This is a genomic window from Enterobacter sp. 4974935, from assembly GCF_058661735.1.
Genome location: NZ_JBZWGT010000003.1, coordinates 2,751,374 through 2,769,261 on the forward strand (window position 1 = coordinate 2,751,374; position 17,888 = coordinate 2,769,261).

Genomic DNA, 17,888 nt, shown 5'->3' on the forward strand with positions numbered 1-17,888 from the left:
GTGTGATGCGGGACAAGTAACAACCTGAACGTAAAACGAAAAAAAAGCCGCAATCAGCAAGAAGCTGAGTGCGGCTTTCGTCGATGAATTTTACTTATGGCAGGCGGGAAATCTCTCTTGCTATAGTAGCCGACTCCTGTGCCCATCCCTGCGCAAGTACTTTCACCATTTCGTCATAGCCATCTTTCTGCTGCTTGAGTTCAAGATGGAAAGGACGCTTAATCAGCTGACCCTGGTGATTCAGCAGCCACTCCCCGCTGATAACAACGGCACCATCATAGCGGCCATGGAATCCCGTCACGTTAACATTCAGAGTGTCCTGATCGCTTCCCAGAGGCTGCGAGGCAACGACCCAACCGGGGAGCTGGCTGCTCAGATTCGCCACCAGCGTATTGCGTAGCTGCTGATCCAGCGGGCTGGCCCACAGGTTATTGTTGGCGATTACATACTGCACATCGCTGGTCTGGTAGACCACCCCGTTGCCCGCCAGGTAATCTGGCACGGCAACCTGCTCAACCCACAGCAGACGGCTGCCCTGCGAGGCACTGCTCTGCGCCCCCGACTGCGCGCTTAACGGCAGCTGGTAGTAGCTTTTGTTATCGCTTCCAGAGCTACAGGCCGTTAATACCAGTGCGCCTGCGATGATTAGCCATTTTTTCATTGTTTCGCCCTCTTAGGCTCAGGATCCTTTTTATCTTTCGCTTCAAACACCAGCGCGTTGCTCTTTTCATTGAGCGTTTTCAGAACGGGCTGTAGCTCGCGTAAAACCTGATCAAGACGTTGCATATCCGCCACCATCTTGTTGTAGGCCGCTGAGCCCGGCTGGAAGCCCTGCATACTGCGATTCAGTTCACGCAACGTTTTCTGCATATCCTGCGGCAGCTGCTGCATGGACTGGTTGGCCGTGATCTTGTTGATATTATCCAGGGTGGTTTGCAGACGTTGCATCGTCGCCTGGCTCTGATGCAGTGATCCCGTCGCAGCCTCAAGCATTGGATTCAGCGGCAGATTGTTGATCTTATCCAGCGTTTCCATCAGACGCTGTTGGATCTGCGCCAGGCCACTGCTGACCGTAGGAATGATTTTGTAGCCGCCAAATTCACGGACTCCCGTCATAGGTGGCGCTTTTGGATAGAAGTCCATATCGACATACAACGCCCCTGTCACCAGGTTGCCGGTTTTCAGCGAGCCACGCAGACCGCGATTCATCAGGTCGCTGATATGCTCCCCAATATCCTGATCTTCACCTATCTGGTTAATTAAACGCTCAGGCTCAATGCGTATCAGCACCGGAATACGATAATCATCATCAAGCATTTGCTTGAGTCCCGGAACAAAGTAAGGCACTTGCCCCACTGTACCCAGACGGATACCGCGGAACTCAACTGGCGCTCCTGGCTGCAAGCCGCGTACAGAGTCCTTAAAGAACATCAGATAATCGATGTGATCGGTATAGAGCGCATCCTGAATGCTTTTTTGATCGTCAAACAGTCTGAAGGCGGTTTTTTCCGCCACCGGTTGTCCCAGATCTATACCTTCCGGCACGTCAAAACTGACGCCCCCACCAAACAGCGTGGTTAGTGAACCCATCTCAACGCGCATCCCCGCAGAGGTGAGATCCACAGCGATCCCACTGTCTTTCCAGAAACGAACGTTACTGGTCACCAGTCGGTCATTAGGCGCATTGATAAATAGCTGATAGCTGATGGTCCGTTTTTGCGGATCGAAGGTGCTCGTTTCAACCGAACCGACACGATACCCACGGAACAGCACCGGATCGCCCGGCGAGAGCTGGCCCGCTTTTTTGCTGTCCAGAATGACGCGGATCCCTTTTGCATCCGGTGGCGCAAGCGGCGGTGAATCCAGCAACTGATAGTTTGCTGGCTGGGCGCCTTTATTGCCGGGCTGGAGTTCAATGTAAGCCCCTGACAATAGCGTCCCTAAGCCGCTGATCCCTTCTCTTCCGACCTGCGGTTTCACCACCCAAAAAACGGAATCTTCATGGAGCAGTTTTTCCATGCCAGCATTCAGGCGGGCCTTAATTTCAACATGGGTTAAATCATCCGTCAGGGTCGCACTTTCCACGACACCCACATCCACGCTGCGGCTCTTGATGGTGGTTTTTCCGCCCTCAATTCCCTCTGCATTGGTGGTAATTAGCGTGACTTCCGGTCCCTGATGGCTGTAATGATAAAACAGGATCCATGCACCGATCAGCGCGGTCACGATGGGGAAAATCCACACCGGCGACCAGTTTCTGACCTTCTGCACTTTAGCCTCTCCACTCTTATTTTCCATGCTCTTACTCTTCCTCATGGCTTGAATCGGGCTCACGATCCCACGATAAACGAGGGTCGAAGGTCATGGCCGCAAACATGGTCATAATGACGACCAAAGCAAACATCAGCGCTCCCATAGCGGGATAAATACTCATCAGCCCACCCATACGCACCAGCGCTGAGAGAACCGCAATCACGAACACGTCAATCATCGACCAGCGGCCAACAAATTCCACGACCTCATAAATCAGATGCATGCGCTCACTGTCACGCTTACCGTGCCCTTTTGCATCCCAGCAAAGCCAGGCAATGGCAATCATCTTTAAGGTCGGAACCATAATGCTGGCGAGAAATATGACGCCTGCAACAGGGTATGACCCTTCGCTCCACAGCAAAATCACCCCGGCAAGGATGGTCGAGGGCATTCTGTCGCCGAGCAGATCGGTGATCATGATCGGCAAAATATTGGCGGGCAGATAAAGCATGACAGAGGTCACCAGCAGCGCCATGGTCCATTGCAGGCTATTTTTGCGTCGGACGTGACCTTTTGTTTCACAGCGGGGACACACCTCGACATCCGCGGGCAGCACGGCGGTGCAGCAGGAGCAGGAGCGCAGCCCCTGACGGATACCCGGTACGCCCACCTTTACCGTCTGCGAGAGCGTCGGTGCCGGGGCAATATCGTCCCAGGTCCAGCGTCGGTCCACGCACTGGAAAGCGCGCAGTTGCAGCACGCAATACAGACACCACGGAATAAAGCTACTGCCAATCCCCACATCGCCGTAGGCCATCAGCTTCACGAAGCTGACCAGGATACCCGCCAGAAAAATTTCCGCCATCCCCCAGCTTTTCAGCTGGAACAGGATCCGCGCGAGTTTGATTTTAAGGGCGGTGGGCATCCTGACGCGATTGACCAGTAGCAGAATGACGACCAGGCAAAACGCCGGGACTATCTGCACGAACAGAAGAAAGAAGGTGCCAAGGCTGGCGTAATCTTCCGAGAACATCACGCCTGGAATTTCCAGTAACTCCACCTGGCTTACCATCCCACCCACTTTCATAGAGATGAAAGGGAAGAGATTGGAGAGCAGTAACATGAACAGGGCTGCCAGCGCGTAAGCCGTAGGACGCTGCCTTGGCGCGTCCCACTCGGTCGTCAGCGTAGCTCCGCAGCGCGGGCAGGCAGCCTTATGTCCGTGACCAAGCTCTGGCAACGCCACGAGCATATCGCATTGCGAGCATAAAATATGCCGATCGGCATGGTGCTGGTCACACATAGATTATCCCTGTTTATGCGCCGTTTTTCAGAGACTCAAGGTACTCCCAGCGCTCAAATGCCTCTTCCAGCGCCTGCTCGGCCTGGGAGAGTTCAGCCAATACTTTCTGAGTATAGTCGTGAGGCTGCGTAAAGAATGACGCATCAGCGACCTGAATTTGCAGTGCTTCCAGTGCCGCTTCCAGCTCTTCCAGACGCTGCGGCAGCCCTTCCAGCTCGCGCTGCAAGTTATAGCTCATTTTAGCAGGAGACTTTTTGACAGTTTCTGCTTTGGCAACAACAGGTTCAGCGACATTTTTGGTCTTCGCCTGTTTTTGCGCCAGCGACTGCGATTGCTGTCCACGCGCGTCATGATAGCCGCCCACATATTGACCGATACGTCCTTCGCCTTCGAAGATCCAGCACTCGGTCACGGTGTTATCGACAAATTGACGATCGTGGCTGACCAGCATCACGGTTCCCTGATAGCCATCAATCAACTCTTCCAGCAGTTCCAGCGTTTCGACATCCAGATCGTTCGTCGGTTCATCGAGAATCAGTAAGTTACTGGGTTTCAGGAACAGGCGCGCCAGTAAAAGACGGTTACGCTCACCGCCGGACAGCGCGCGCACAGGCGTCAGGGCGCGTTTTGGGTGGAACAGGAAGTCCTGAAGGTAGCCCAGCACGTGACGCGGCTTGCCGTTAACCATCACCTCCTGTTTACCCTCTGCGAGGTTGTCCATCACCGTACGGTCCGGATCCAGCTCTGCGCGATGCTGGTCAAAGTACGCTACTTCCAGCTTAGTACCACAGTGAATACGACCGCTGTCGGCCTGCAACTGGCCCAGCATCAGTTTCAACAGCGTGGTTTTGCCGCAGCCGTTTGGACCAATAAGCGCAATTTTGTCGCCGCGCTGAACCTGTGCGGAGAAATCGTTCACCAGCACTTTGCCGTCAACCGAATAACTCACGTTCTCCATTTCGAAGACAATTTTGCCCGAGCGGGACGCCTCTTCCACCTGCATTTTGGCGCTACCCAAGACTTCGCGGCGTTCGCTACGTTCGCGGCGCATCGCCTTCAGGGCGCGAACGCGGCCTTCATTACGGGTACGACGCGCCTTGATGCCCTGACGGATCCATACCTCTTCCTGCGCCAGCTTGCGGTCGAACTCGGCGTTTTGCAGCTCTTCCACGCGCAGGTTCTCTTCTTTCTCCAGCAGATAGGTATCGTAATCGCCCGGATAGGTCACCAGCTTGCCGCGGTCGAGGTCGACAATGCGCGTGGCCATGTTGCGGATGAACGAACGGTCGTGGGAGATGAAAATAATGGTGCCATTGAAAGTTTTCAGGAACCCTTCCAGCCAGTCAATCGCTTCGATATCCAGGTGGTTCGTTGGTTCGTCCAGCAGCAGTACCCTGGGCCCGCTCACCAGGGCACGGCCCAGCGCGGCTTTACGCAGCCAGCCGCCGGAGAGCGCCGACAGCTCCATATCCGCTTCCAGGCCAAGCTGAGCCAGCACTTCGTTAATGCGGTTTTCCAGCTGCCACAGGCCGTGGTGATCGAGCATCTCCTGCACTTTTGCCAGCTCGTTGAGATTTTTGTCGCTCGGGTCGGTCATGACCAGATGCGAAATCTCGTGGTAGCGCTTGAGGTATTCCGCCTGCTCTGAAATCCCTTCGGCCACAAAATCGTACACGCTGCCGGTAACGTTACGCGGCGGATCCTGTTGCAGACGAGAGACGACCAGATCCTGCTCGTAAACAATACGGCCGTCGTCCAGCCCCTGCTCACGGTTGAGGATTTTCATCAGCGTCGATTTACCTGCGCCGTTACGGCCGACCAGACAGACGCGCTCGTTATCTTCGATATGCAGCTCTGCATTATCGAGAAGCGGTGAGTCGCTGAAAGAGAGCCACGCGCCGTGCATACTAATTAAAGACATTTATTTTTCCTTTCAGACCGCGGAGATCAGCCAGCAGTTGTGGATTTGACGGTTACGGGCAAAGTCCTGAGACAGCGTTTTTTGACTGATTTCTTGTGCTTTCAGTCCCAGTTCGGCCAGGCCGTCGTGATCCATGCGGAATCCGCGCTTGTTATTCGAGAACATAATGGTGCCGCCTTTACGCAGCAGACGCTTCAGGTCGGTCATCAGGCGCAGGTGATCGCGTTGAACGTCAAAGCTATCCTCCATACGCTTGGAGTTAGAGAAGGTCGGCGGATCGATAAAGATCAGGTCAAACTGCTCGTCGGTATCGCGCAGCCAGCCCAGCACGTCGGCCTGTAACAGGCGATGCTGACGACCGGTTAAGCCGTTAAGACGCAGGTTGCGCTCTGCCCACTCCAGATAAGTACGGGACATATCGACCGTGGTGGTACTACGCGCCCCACCAAGCCCTGCATGAACGCTGGCGCTGCCGGTATAGGAGAACAGGTTCAGGAAGTCTTTGCCCTTACTCATCTGTCCCAGCATGCGGCGGGCGATGCGGTGATCGAGGAACAGACCGGTATCAAGGTAATCGGTCAGGTTAACCCACAGGCGCGCATTATATTCGCCCACTTCGATGAAGTCGCCCTTCTCGCCCATCTTCTGATACTGGTTTTTGCCTTTCTGACGCTCACGGGTTTTCAGCACCAGCTTGTTTGGCGAAATGCCGAGTATGGCGATGGTGGCCGCAATCACATCCAGCATACGCTGACGCGCTTTTTGCGCATCAATGGTTTTCGGCGGGGCGTATTCCTGAACCACCACCCAGTCTGCATAGCGGTCAACCGCCACGTTGTATTCCGGCAGGTCAGCGTCGTAAAGGCGATAACATTCGATACCTTCCTGCTTCGCCCACTTCTCAAATTTCTTCAGGTTTTTGCGCAGACGGTTGGCATAATCTTCCGCCACGCCAGACGGTTTGCTGTCCGCTGCTATCTCTGCCAGATGGTAGTTTTTCTGCACGCAGTCCAGCGGGCCGTTTTTCGCCTTGAACTGGCGATCGGCACGTAATTGCAGGCAGCTCAGCAGCTCCGGCGAGGCGCTAAACAGGGAGAGGTTCCAGCCGCCGAAATGCGCTTTCATGTTTCGGCCCAGCAGGCTATGTAGCGCAATCAGCGCTGGCTCGCTGCCAAGACGCTCACCATACGGCGGGTTGCTGATCACCGTACCGTACGGGCCTTTTGGCAGCGGATTGGTCAGGTTCGCCACATCTTTGACGTCGAAGGTCACCAGCTCACCGATACCGGCACGACGGGCGTTGCTGCGCGCGCGTTCAATCACCCGTGGGTCGTTGTCCGAACCGTAAAAGTGAGAGGTGTACTCCGCCAGCCCTTTACGGGCACGGGTCTGCGCGTCGTCTTTGACCTCTTTCCAGAGGGCTTCATCGTGCTGCGCCCAGCCTTTGAAGCCCCACTGTCCACGATGCAGCCCTGGCGCGCGGTCGGTGGCCAGCATCGCGGCTTCAATCAGCAGCGTACCGGAACCGCACATCGGATCGAGCAGCGGCGTACCCGGCTGCCAGCCGGAGCGCATCACGATAGCGGCGGCCAGTGTCTCTTTGATTGGGGCCATGCCGGTGCGATCGCGATAGCCGCGCAGATGCAGGCCTGCGCCGCTCAGATCCAGGGAAATACTGGCAGTGTCGCCGTTCAGCCAGACGTTGATACGCAGATCCGGGTTTTCACGATCAACGTTCGGACGTTCTCTATTACGACGCGTGAAGCAGTCCACAATGGCGTCTTTGACGCGCAGGGCACCGTACTGGCTGTTGCGGATCTCATCGTTGACGCCGTTGAAATGCACCGCAAAGGTGGCGTCCGGGGTGAAGATCTCTGTCCAGTCGATCATCTGTACACCGGTGTAGAGATCAAGATCGCTGTAGACCTTGCACTCTTTCATCGGCAGCATGATGCGCGACGCCAGACGGCTCCACATCAGGCTCTGGTAAATAAGCCGCGTGTCGCCCTCAAAATGGACACCACCCTGAACCACCTGGCACTCTTTCGCGCCCAGGGTTTCCAGTTCAGTTTTTAACAGCTCTTCCAGCCCACGGGCCGTACTGGCAAACAGAGAATTCATATCGTCACTTTTACTCATAGAAAATTGTCGCGCATTATAGCTAATATGGCGTGTATGTCATAAAGTTGAAGGCTTATTTTATTTAGCGGGAGTGTGCAGTGGCGACGTTATCCAGGCTTTTTATTCATCCGGTGAAATCCATGCGCGGTATCGGCGTGACGCACGCGCTGGCCGATATGAGCGGATTCGCCTTCGATCGTATTTTTATGATCACCGAGCCTGACGGTACGTTCATCACCGCACGTCAGTTCCCGCAGATGGTTCGCTTTACACCTTCCCCGCTTCATGACGGATTGCATTTGACCGCGCCAGACGGTTCAAGCGTCGTGATCCGCTTTGCTGATTTTGCGCCGGTTGAAGCGCCAACGGAAGTGTGGGGCAATCATTTTACCGCGCGTATCGCGCCGGATAACATTAACCAGTGGCTGAGCGGCTTTTTCTCACGTGACGTTCAGCTGCGCTGGGTTGGGCCTGCGCTGACTCGTCGCGTGAAACGCCACGACGCGGTTCCCCTCTCCTTTGCGGATGGTTTTCCCTTCCTGCTGACCAGCGAGGCCTCGCTGCGTGATTTACAAACCCGTTGCAAAGCCAGCGTGCAGATGGAGCAGTTTCGCCCGAATCTGGTGGTGACCGGAGCGGATGCCTGGGATGAAGATACCTGGAAAGTGATCCGCATCGGCAGCGTTATCTTTGATGTCGTGAAGCCGTGCAGCCGCTGTATTTTTACCACCGTCAGCCCGGAGAAAGGCCAGAAACACCCTTCCGGCGAACCGCTGAAAACCTTGCAATCATTTCGTACCGCGCAGGATAACGGTGATGTCGACTTCGGCCAGAACCTGATCCCCCGCTCCAGCGGCGTAATCCGCGTGGGCGACGAGGTCGAAATTCTTACCCGCGGGCCTGCAAGAGTGTACGGCGCAGGCCAGGAAGAAGAAATGGTTGACGTTGTCACCAACGTCGCTTCCGCGGTGGATATTCACTGGGAAGGCAAAGTTATTCGTGGTAACAATCAGCAGGTGCTACTGGAACAGCTGGAGCAGGCGGGTATCCGCGTACCTTATTCCTGTCGCGCGGGGATTTGCGGATGCTGTCGCATTAAACTGGTCGATGGTGAAGTGAGTGCCCTGAAGAAATCTGCGATTGGCAGTGACGGCACGATCCTGTGCTGTAGCTGTGTACCGAAAACATCCGTACAGCTGGAAGCTTAAACCGCCTGTTCGAGGCTGAAGGAATCGACGCGCAGCTGAGGCTTCAGCCTGTCATTCATCACTTTGATGGCATCACCTAACTGCATGACTCGCCCGGCAATGGTCACGCCGGGTTGGGCCAGCAAACAGAGCGCAGCGTTTTCACCGGGTTCAACCACCAGCAGATTCACCTCTTCTTCGGTATCGCTCAGATTGACGCTGGCCGCATCGCCGATAGCCGGGGTCCAGCTCATACCGTGCGCGAGGAAATGCCAGCTTTTCGGCATTTGTGGTTTCAGGAAACGGATCGCCACCAGCGCATTTAGTACCAGTTCAGCGCGCTGTTCTTTGGAGAGATTGAAGTCGCGGCATTTTTCTTCAAAAGAGAAATAGAGTGCAGCGTCGTCAACGCAAAAGCCTGAGGGAGCAAACGCGTCTGGCGTTAACATTCGGCGCGCAAAACGAGAGCGAAACAACATGCCATTGGCTAAGTCGAGCATCATACGGTCATGCTCGTCACAAAAATACCAGCGCCAGTTATCGTCAGGTTTAATTCGCATGTTTCTCTCCCGTCCCCAAAACGTCCTGTACTAAAAATGTCCTGTTTGCCGCTTCGCTTATAACACTAGTAATAAAAGACTATAATGTCTAAATAAGCAACAATGACGGAATATAAAACAACCAGGGCTGGAAATAAAGCCCTGGTTGTCTGATTAAGAGAAAAGATTAGATATGCGTGACAATTTCTTTAATCAATGGCGGCCCTTTAAAAATAAAGCCGGAATAAATTTGCACCAGTGAAGCCCCTGCCGCCATCTTCTCACGTGCAGCGATGACGGAGTCAATGCCACCCACGCCAATAATCGGCAGCTGGCCTTTTAATTCCGCGGAGAGTGCGCGAATAATTTCGGTGCTTTTTAATTGTACCGGACGGCCACTTAATCCACCCGCTTCGTCACAGTTTTTCATTCCCTGGACGAGGGAGCGATCGAGCGTTGTATTGGTCGCAATCACACCATCAATATTATGGCGAACTAAACTGTCGGCAACCTGGATCAATTCCTCTGCCGAAAGATCCGGGGCGATCTTAACCGCGACCGGAACATATTTATGGTGGATCGCCTGTAGTGCCGTTTGTTTATTTTTAATGGCGCTAAGAAGATCGTCAAGCGCTTCGCCATATTGTAATGAACGCAGCCCTGGGGTGTTAGGCGAGGATATATTCACCGCGATATAACCGGCATAGGCATAGACTTTTTCCATACAAATCAGATAGTCATCTTTACCCTGCTCGACGGGCGTGTCTTTATTTTTGCCAATATTAATACCCAGCACACCATCAAAATGGGCTTTCTTAACGTTCTCAACCAGATGATCGACGCCAAGGTTATTAAAGCCCATGCGGTTGATCAGCCCCTCGGCTTCAACCAGGCGGAACAGACGTGGCTTGTCATTTCCCGGCTGCGGACGCGGCGTCACTGTCCCGATTTCGATCGAGCCAAAGCCCATCGCGCCGAGTGCATCAATGCATTCGCCATTTTTGTCCAGTCCGGCCGCAAGGCCCAGTGGATTTTTGAACGTCAGGCCCATGCATTGGACAGGTTTTTCCGGCACGTTTTGACGCACCAGCGCGGCCAGAGGCGTTCCTGTAATACGACGTAACTGCTGAAATGTAAATTCATGAGCGCGCTCAGGATCGAGCTGGAAAAGGGCTTTACGAACGAAGGGGTAGTACATGAACTCTCCTGGATTCCCGGTGTGCAAACCGGGAGGGGATTATGTGCGATCCCGCCCGGAAAGGGAATTGACCTGTGGCAAAAAAAGCCATGTTAAACGCAATCGTTTACTTATCGGTTCGCTTCTTATGCTTTTTTCTGCATTCATCCTGAGGATAAATCATTTAGTGGAATAACCACGCAATGTCACACTCCTGAAAATTGTTATGAATGTTAGATAAAAGCAAACAATTAGTTATAAGGAGCAACCATGCGCGTCATTACCCTGGCCGGAAGCCCCCGCTTCCCCTCTCGATCCAGCGCACTGCTGGAATACGCTCGCGAAAAGCTTAATGCTCTGGATGTCGAAGTTTGTCACTGGAATTTGCACAATTTCGCGCCTGAAGATCTGCTCTACGCCCGTTTCGACAGCCCGGCGCTGAAAACCCTGATCGAACAACTTAAGCGTGCTGACGGGTTGGTCGTCGCGACACCAATTTATAAAGCCTCTTTTTCCGGTGCACTGAAAACGCTGCTCGATCTGCTGCCCGAGCGCGCGCTGGACGGTAAGGTCGTCCTGCCGCTGGCCACAGGCGGTACGGTAGCCCATTTACTGGCGGTGGATTATGCCCTCAAGCCGGTTCTGAACGCGCTGAAAGCGCAGGAGATCCTGCATGGCGTCTTCGCTGACGACTCACAGGTAATCGACTACCAGCATAAACCGCATTTCACGCCGAATCTGCAAACCCGCCTCGACAGCGCGCTTGAAACCTTCTGGCACGCCCTTAATCGTCGGGATCGCCACGCGGCGGCATTTCATCAATCACAAGGAGTGGCGCATGTTTAAAACAGTTACCCGTATCGGGCTGGCAGGTCTGCTGGCAGTGGCATCGCTGGCTCAGGCGGCGGAGAAAACGCCGGAGAGCCTGCGTATCGGTTATCAGAAAGGCAGCGTCAGCATGGTGCTGGCGAAAAGCCATGCGTTGCTGGAGAAACGTTTCCCGCAGACCAAATTCTCATGGGTCGAGTTCCCTGCCGGACCGCAGATGCTGGAGGCGCTGAACGTCGGGAGTATTGATTTGGGCAGCACCGGCGATATCCCGCCGATCTTTGCCCAGGCGGCCGGGGCGGATCTGGTTTACGTTGGCGTTGAACCCGCCAAGCCGAAGGCAGAGGTTATTTTGGTGCCGGAAAACAGCGAGATCAAAAGCGTCGCCGATCTCAAAGGTCATAAGGTTGCTTTCCAGAAAGGTTCCAGCTCGCATAACCTGCTGCTGCGCGCGTTGCAGGAGGCCGGCCTTAAATTCACCGATATCCAGCCCGTTTACCTGACGCCTGCCGATGCGCGCGCGGCGTTTCAGCAAAAAAATGTTGATGCCTGGGCTATCTGGGATCCGTACTACTCCGCCGCACTGTTGCAGGGCGGTGTGCGGGTGCTGAAAGACGGCACCACCCTGAAACAAACCGGTTCGTTCTACCTGGCGGCACGTCCTTACGCTGAAAAAAATGGCGCATTTATTCAGCAGGTGCTGGATACCTTCTCTCAGGCCGATGCGCTGACCCAAAGCCAGCGTCAGCAGAGCATCACGCTACTGGCAAAAACCATGGGCCTGCCTGAACCGGTGATCGCCACCTATCTTGACCACCGTCCTCCCACCACCATAGCGCCGGTTGACGCCCACGTTGCCGCCCTCCAGCAGCAAACGGCAGACCTCTTTTATCAAAACCGCCTGGTTCCAAAGCAGGTGAATATTCGCGAACGCATCTGGCAACCCGCTGGCATTGAAGGAAAAAAATCATGAGTCTGAATCTTTTCTGGTTTTTACCCACCCACGGTGATGGACACTATCTTGGCACAGAAGAAGGCGCCCGCCCGGTCGATCACGGCTATCTACAGCAGATCGCCCAGGCGGCAGACCGCATCGGTTTTACCGGGGTGCTGATCCCGACGGGCCGTTCATGTGAGGACGCGTGGCTGGTTGCCGCGTCGATGATCCCCGTCACCCAGCGCCTGAAATTCTTGGTAGCCTTGCGCCCAAGCGTGGTGTCGCCCACCGTCGCGGCACGCCAGGCGGCAACGCTGGACAGGCTCTCCAACGGCCGCGCGCTGTTCAACCTGGTGACGGGCAGCGATCCGCAGGAGCTGGCGGGCGATGGCGTTTTTCTCGATCATACCGAGCGCTATGAAGCCTCCGCAGAGTTCACCCGCGTCTGGCGACGTCTGCTGGAAGGGGAAACCGTCACCTTCGAAGGAAAACATATTCACGTTCGCGATGCGCAACTCTACTTCCCGCCGGTACAACAGCCGCGCCCTCCCCTTTATTTCGGCGGATCGTCGGACGTGGCGCAGGAGCTGGCGGCTGAGCAGGTCGATCTCTATCTGACCTGGGGCGAGCCACCGGAGCTGGTTAAAGAGAAAATTGCTCAGGTACGCGCCAAAGCCGCAGAACATGGCCGTACGGTGCGCTTCGGCATTCGCCTGCACGTGATCGTACGCGAAACCAACGACGAGGCCTGGCAAGCTGCCGACCGTCTGATCGCTCATCTGGACGACGACACTATCGCCAAAGCACAGGCGGCGTTTGCCAAAACCGACTCCGTGGGCCAACACCGAATGGCCTCCCTGCACAACGGCAAGCGTGAAAATCTTGAGATCAGCCCGAACCTGTGGGCCGGGGTGGGTCTGGTGCGCGGCGGCGCCGGTACGGCGCTGGTCGGCGACGGTCCAACCGTAGCGGCACGCATTAATGAATACGCGGCGCTGGGGATCGACAGCTTTATCCTGTCTGGCTACCCGCATCTGGAGGAGGCCTACAAGGTGGGTGAACTGCTCTTCCCGCACCTGGATGTCGCTATCCCGGAAATTCCGCAGCCACGTCAGCTTCAGTTGCAGGGCGAAGCCGTGGCGAATGCGTTTATCCCGAGAAAAGTCGCGCAAAGTTAAGGAGCCACCATGTCTTCAACCGCACAAAAATGGCTGCTGCGCGCCGCACCGTGGTTTCTGCCCGTCGGCATTGTCCTCGTCTGGCAACTGGCGTCTTCAACTGGCTGGCTGTCGAGCCGTATTTTGCCCTCTCCGGAGGGCGTTGTGGAAGCGTTCTGGTCGCTAAGCGCCAGCGGTGAGCTGTGGCAACATCTTGCCATCAGCTCCTGGCGCGCGGTAATCGGCTTTTCGATTGGCGGGAGCATCGGCCTGACGCTGGGGCTGATCAGCGGCCTGTCCCGCTGGGGTGAGCGGCTGCTGGATACCTCCGTTCAAATGCTGCGTAACGTGCCGCATCTGGCGCTTATTCCGCTGGTTATCCTGTGGTTCGGCATTGATGAGAGCGCCAAAATTTTCCTCGTGGCGCTGGGAACATTATTCCCGATTTATATCAATACCTGGCATGGGATCCGCAATATCGATCGCGGTCTGGTTGAGATGGCCCGCAGCTATGGCCTGTCAGGTTTTGCCCTGTTTACCCATGTGATCCTGCCGGGCGCCCTGCCCTCCATTATGGTTGGGGTGCGTTTTGCGCTCGGCCTGATGTGGCTAACCCTGATCGTGGCGGAAACCATTTCGGCTAACTCCGGCATTGGTTATCTGGCGATGAACGCCCGCGAGTTCCTGCAAACGGACGTGGTGGTGGTTGCCATTATCCTTTATGCCCTGCTTGGCAAACTTGCGGACGTCAGCGCCCAGTGGCTGGAACGTAGCTGGCTGCGCTGGAACCCGGCCTACACCGCTCAGGAGGCGAAAGCATGAATACTGCACGACTGAACCAGGGAACACCGTTACTGCTGAACGGCGTGACCAAACGCTACGGCGACAACACCATTCTGAATGCACTGGATCTGCATATTCCTGCCGGACAGTTTGTGGCCGTTGTTGGCCGCAGCGGTGGCGGCAAGAGTACCCTGCTGCGTCTTTTAGCCGGGCTGGAGGCGCCAAACAGTGGTGACATTCTGGCAGGCACCACGCCGCTGTCCACGATTCAGGATGATACGCGCATGATGTTTCAGGACGCGCGTTTGCTGCCGTGGAAAACGGTGATGGATAACGTCGGGCTGGGCCTGAAGGGCAGCTGGCGGGAGGACGCCCGGCAGGCACTCGCCGCCGTCGGGCTGGAGAATCGTGCGGGAGAGTGGCCTGCGGCCCTGTCGGGTGGACAAAAGCAGCGCGTGGCCCTGGCACGCGCGCTGATTCATCGTCCCGGCCTGCTGCTGCTTGATGAACCGCTCGGCGCGCTTGATGCCCTGACGCGGATCGAGATGCAGGATCTGATTGAAACCCTCTGGCAGACGCACGGCTTTACGGTGCTGCTGGTGACGCATGACGTAAGCGAAGCTGTGGCAATGGCAGACAGGGTGCTGTTAATAGAAGAGGGTAAAATTGGTCTGGATCTGACGGTGGATATTCCACGTCCTCGCCGGGTGGGATCGGCCAGACTGGCGGAGCTGGAGGCGGAAGTGCTGGATAGAGTGATGAAACGTGGAGAAGCGGAGATTCAGCGGATAAAGGCTAATGCCTGATGCCCTCACCCCGGCCCTCTTCAACAGGGAGCACGGCGCAAGGGCAAATCGTAGGCCCGGTAAGCGAAGCGCCACCGGGCTTTTTTACATCAGGCCAGCGCCTTTGTAATCTTCTCGTACAGATCGCCAGACAAATTTTCCAGCCCTTTCAGCTGCTCAAGTGCGGCACGCATTTTCGCCTGACGCTGCGCATCGTAGCGTTTCAGGCGGATCAGCGGCTCAATCAGACGAGACGCCACCTGCGGGTTACGGCTGTTCAGCTCGGTCAGCATTTCAACCATGAACTGATAACCGCTGCCGTCTTCAGCATGGAACGCGGCCGGGTTGCTGCTGGCAAACGCGCCAATCAGGGAGCGGACGCGGTTCGGGTTGCTCATGGTGAACGAACGGTGCTTCAGCAGGCTGCGTACGTTGCTGAGTACATCGGCTGCCGGGCTGGTGGCCTGAAGAATGAACCACTTGTCCATTACCAGACCATCCTGATGCCACCTGTCGTCGTACTCCTGCATAAGCGCATCGCGGCACGGCAGCTCGGCGGCAACGCTTGCAGCCAGCGCGGCCAGCGCATCCGTCATGTTATCGGCTTCGTGGTACTGCTTGCTGACCAGCGTGTTCGCCAGCTCTGCCTCACCAAATGCCAGATAGCGCAGGCAGGTATTGCGCAGGGAACGTTTACCGATATCCGCATGTTCCACCCGATACGCGTCCAGCTTGTTGGCGTTGTAAATGGCGAGGAACTCATCTGCCAGTTCGGTCGCCAGCGTGCGGGTCAGCGCTTCACGCACGGCGACGATGGCAATCGGGTCGATGATGTCGAACAGCTCGGCGATTTCAGTCGCAGAAGGCAGCGTTAAAATTTCAGCCGCCAGCGCCGGGTCAATATTCTCATCCAGCAGGATGGCACGGAACGCGTCTGCCACATGAACCGGCAGCGTCAGCGGCTGGCCCTGCTGGTAACGGTTGACGTTCAGCTTGATGTAGGTCGCCAGCAGGCTTTGTGCCGCATCCCAGCGCGAGAAATCGTTGCGCGCGTGACGCATCAGGAACGTCAGCTGCTGATCGCTCCACTTGTATTCGAGTTTCACCGGCGCGGAGAATTCGCACAGCAGGGCAGGAACGGGCTGGAAATAGACGTTATCGAAGATAAAGGTCTGCTCTGCCTGGGTCACGTTCAGCACGTTATGCACCGGGTGACCGCCCTTCTGTAACGGGATCACGTTGCCTTCGTTGTCGTACAGCTCAACGCTGAACGGAATGTGCAACGGATGTTTCTCTTCCTGCTCGGCCGTTGGCGGCGTGCGCTGGCTGATGGTCAGCGTGTACTGCTCGGTTTCCGGGTTGTAGTCGTCTTTGACCGTCACAATCGGCGTACCGGCCTGGCTGTACCAGCGGCGGAAATGAGACAGATCAACGTTAGAGGCGTCTTCCATCGCCTGAACAAAATCGTCGCAGGTGGCCGCACTGCCGTCGTGACGCTCAAAGTAAAGCTGCATCCCTTTCTGGAAATTCTCTTCGCCCAGCAGGGTGTGGATCATACGGATAATTTCAGCGCCTTTTTCATACACCGTCAGGGTGTAGAAGTTATTCATCTCAATGACTTTATCCGGGCGGATCGGGTGCGCCATTGGGCTGGCATCTTCTGCAAATTGCAGACCACGCATGGTGCGCACGTTGCTGATGCGGTTTACCGCCCGCGATCCCAGATCGGAGCTGAACTCCTGATCGCGGAAGACGGTTAAGCCCTCTTTCAGGCTCAACTGGAACCAGTCGCGGCAGGTGACGCGGTTCCCGGTCCAGTTATGGAAATATTCGTGGCCGATAACGCGTTCGATATCGAGGTAATCTTTATCCGTTGCGGTATCGGTACGCGCCAGCACGTATTTAGAGTTAAAGATGTTAAGACCTTTATTCTCCATCGCGCCCATATTGAAGAAATCGACAGCAACGATCATATAGATGTCGAGGTCATATTCGAGGCCAAAGCGCGTTTCATCCCACTTCATGGAGTTGATGAGGGAAGTCATGGCCCACGGGGCGCGGTCAAGGTTGCCACGGTCCACGAACAGCTCCAGCGCGACTTCACGGCCAGAGCGCGTTTTAAAGGTGTCGCGCAGAACATCGAAATCGCCCGCCACCAGCGCAAACAGATAGCATGGTTTAGGGAACGGATCCTGCCACTGTACCCAGTGACGGCCATTCTCCAGTTCCCCTTCACCAATCCGGTTGCCGTTGGAAAGCAGGTACGGGTACAGCGTTTTGTCGGCAATAATTTTGGTGGTAAAGCGCGCCAGGACGTCCGGGCGATCCAGATACCAGGTAATGTGGCGGAACCCTTCGGCTTCACATTGGGTGCACAGGGCTACGCCTGACTGGTAAAGCCCTTCCAGCGCGGTATTGGCGGCAGGGCTGATTTCATTCACGATGCGCAGGGTAAAGCGTTCCGGCAGGTTGTCGATGACCAGCTGGTTGCCTTCTTCTTTATAGTCTGACCAGGCTTCATCATTAATATGCAGGGAAACCAGCGTCAGGTCTTCACCATCCAGACGCAGCGGCACGGCTGTCGCGCTCTGGCGCGTCACCTGGCTTACCGCCGTCACGACGGTTTTTGTGGCATCCAGGTCGAAGGTCAGATCGATATCGCTTATCAGGTAATCCGGCGCACGGTAATCGTGGCGGTATTTAGCTTGTGGCTGTTGTGTCATAGAAAACCTTATGCATCGTTTGTCGAGTAACGATTCAATATATTCCGGTTGTGTAAAACGCGCTATGCAGAATGTTCATCTTTTCAGGCACAACGCCGTTTTTGCTACATTTTTATAACACGGGGCACGAAATGCGCTCGACCATAAAGTGTGCTTATGTTGTGATCGGGGTTC

The 17,888-nt window shown here is 55.6% G+C and carries 14 protein-coding genes; 6 read left to right on the forward strand and 8 right to left on the reverse strand.

From position 1 onward, the window contains the following. Positions 1 to 94: 94 nt before the first annotated feature. Genes pqiC through rlmKL form a run of 5 tightly spaced genes read right to left on the reverse strand, consistent with a single transcriptional unit; the run spans position 95 to position 7,598 of the window. Positions 95 to 661: a membrane integrity-associated transporter subunit PqiC gene (gene pqiC / locus AC4OVS_RS14580; protein ID WP_022647654.1), complete on the reverse strand. Its 567-nt coding sequence runs from the start codon at positions 659 to 661 to the stop codon at positions 95 to 97. Next, a complete protein-coding gene (gene pqiB / locus AC4OVS_RS14585; protein ID WP_022647653.1) occupies positions 658 to 2,298 on the reverse strand; it encodes an intermembrane transport protein PqiB in 1,641 nt (546 codons plus the stop codon). The genes pqiC and pqiB overlap by 4 nt, the downstream gene beginning before the upstream one ends. Positions 2,299 to 2,302: 4 nt before the next feature. Continuing rightward, a complete protein-coding gene (gene pqiA, locus AC4OVS_RS14590; RefSeq protein ID WP_022647652.1) occupies positions 2,303 to 3,556 on the reverse strand; it encodes a membrane integrity-associated transporter subunit PqiA in 1,254 nt (417 codons plus the stop codon). A gap of 13 nt (positions 3,557 to 3,569) precedes the next feature. Then, positions 3,570 to 5,477 (reverse strand): ABC transporter ATP-binding protein, encoded by a 1,908-nt coding sequence (locus AC4OVS_RS14595; protein ID WP_063147652.1) that lies wholly within the window; start codon positions 5,475 to 5,477, stop codon positions 3,570 to 3,572. A gap of 12 nt (positions 5,478 to 5,489) precedes the next feature. Further along, on the reverse strand, positions 5,490 to 7,598 hold the full coding sequence (rlmKL, locus tag AC4OVS_RS14600) for a bifunctional 23S rRNA (guanine(2069)-N(7))-methyltransferase RlmK/23S rRNA (guanine(2445)-N(2))-methyltransferase RlmL (RefSeq protein ID WP_161177754.1): 2,109 nt from the start codon (positions 7,596 to 7,598) through the stop codon (positions 5,490 to 5,492). A 98-nt stretch (positions 7,599 to 7,696) separates the two neighbouring features. Between rlmKL and AC4OVS_RS14605 the strand changes: the two genes are divergently transcribed. Beyond that, entirely contained in the window at positions 7,697 to 8,806 is a 1,110-nt protein-coding gene (locus AC4OVS_RS14605) for a YcbX family protein (RefSeq protein ID WP_022647649.1), read from the forward strand. Here the strand turns inward: AC4OVS_RS14605 and zapC are convergent. After that, positions 8,803 to 9,345, reverse strand: coding sequence for a cell division protein ZapC (gene zapC, locus AC4OVS_RS14610; protein WP_023299740.1), 543 nt, complete (start codon positions 9,343 to 9,345; stop codon positions 8,803 to 8,805). The two genes, AC4OVS_RS14605 and zapC, sit on opposite strands and share 4 nt — an antisense overlap. Before the next feature lie 166 nt (positions 9,346 to 9,511). After that, positions 9,512 to 10,522, reverse strand: coding sequence for a quinone-dependent dihydroorotate dehydrogenase (gene pyrD / locus AC4OVS_RS14615; protein WP_015570907.1), 1,011 nt, complete (start codon positions 10,520 to 10,522; stop codon positions 9,512 to 9,514). Between the two features lie 249 nt (positions 10,523 to 10,771). Here pyrD and ssuE point away from each other — a divergent pair, with 249 nt between their 5' ends. Genes ssuE through ssuB form a run of 5 tightly spaced genes read left to right on the forward strand, consistent with a single transcriptional unit; the run spans position 10,772 to position 15,012 of the window. After that, the gene (gene ssuE, locus AC4OVS_RS14620; protein WP_022647647.1) at positions 10,772 to 11,347 is read left to right on the forward strand and encodes an NADPH-dependent FMN reductase; all 576 of its coding nucleotides are present in this window, start codon (positions 10,772 to 10,774) and stop codon (positions 11,345 to 11,347) included. Then, positions 11,340 to 12,302, forward strand: coding sequence for a sulfonate ABC transporter substrate-binding protein (locus tag AC4OVS_RS14625; RefSeq protein WP_022647646.1), 963 nt, complete (start codon positions 11,340 to 11,342; stop codon positions 12,300 to 12,302). Before ssuE ends, AC4OVS_RS14625 begins: the two co-directional genes overlap by 8 nt. Further along, positions 12,299 to 13,444 (forward strand): FMNH2-dependent alkanesulfonate monooxygenase, encoded by a 1,146-nt coding sequence (gene ssuD, locus AC4OVS_RS14630; protein WP_017384817.1) that lies wholly within the window; start codon positions 12,299 to 12,301, stop codon positions 13,442 to 13,444. Before AC4OVS_RS14625 ends, ssuD begins: the two co-directional genes overlap by 4 nt. Positions 13,445 to 13,453: 9 nt before the next feature. Continuing rightward, positions 13,454 to 14,245: an aliphatic sulfonate ABC transporter permease SsuC gene (gene ssuC / locus AC4OVS_RS14635; RefSeq protein WP_023299738.1), complete on the forward strand. Its 792-nt coding sequence runs from the start codon at positions 13,454 to 13,456 to the stop codon at positions 14,243 to 14,245. Continuing rightward, positions 14,242 to 15,012: an aliphatic sulfonates ABC transporter ATP-binding protein gene (ssuB, locus tag AC4OVS_RS14640; RefSeq protein ID WP_022647644.1), complete on the forward strand. Its 771-nt coding sequence runs from the start codon at positions 14,242 to 14,244 to the stop codon at positions 15,010 to 15,012. Before ssuC ends, ssuB begins: the two co-directional genes overlap by 4 nt. An 89-nt stretch (positions 15,013 to 15,101) precedes the next feature. On the opposite strand, the gene pepN is transcribed toward ssuB, so the two are convergent. After that, on the reverse strand, positions 15,102 to 17,714 hold the full coding sequence (gene pepN / locus AC4OVS_RS14645; protein ID WP_491922525.1) for an aminopeptidase N: 2,613 nt from the start codon (positions 17,712 to 17,714) through the stop codon (positions 15,102 to 15,104). Positions 17,715 to 17,888: the final 174 nt, after the last annotated feature.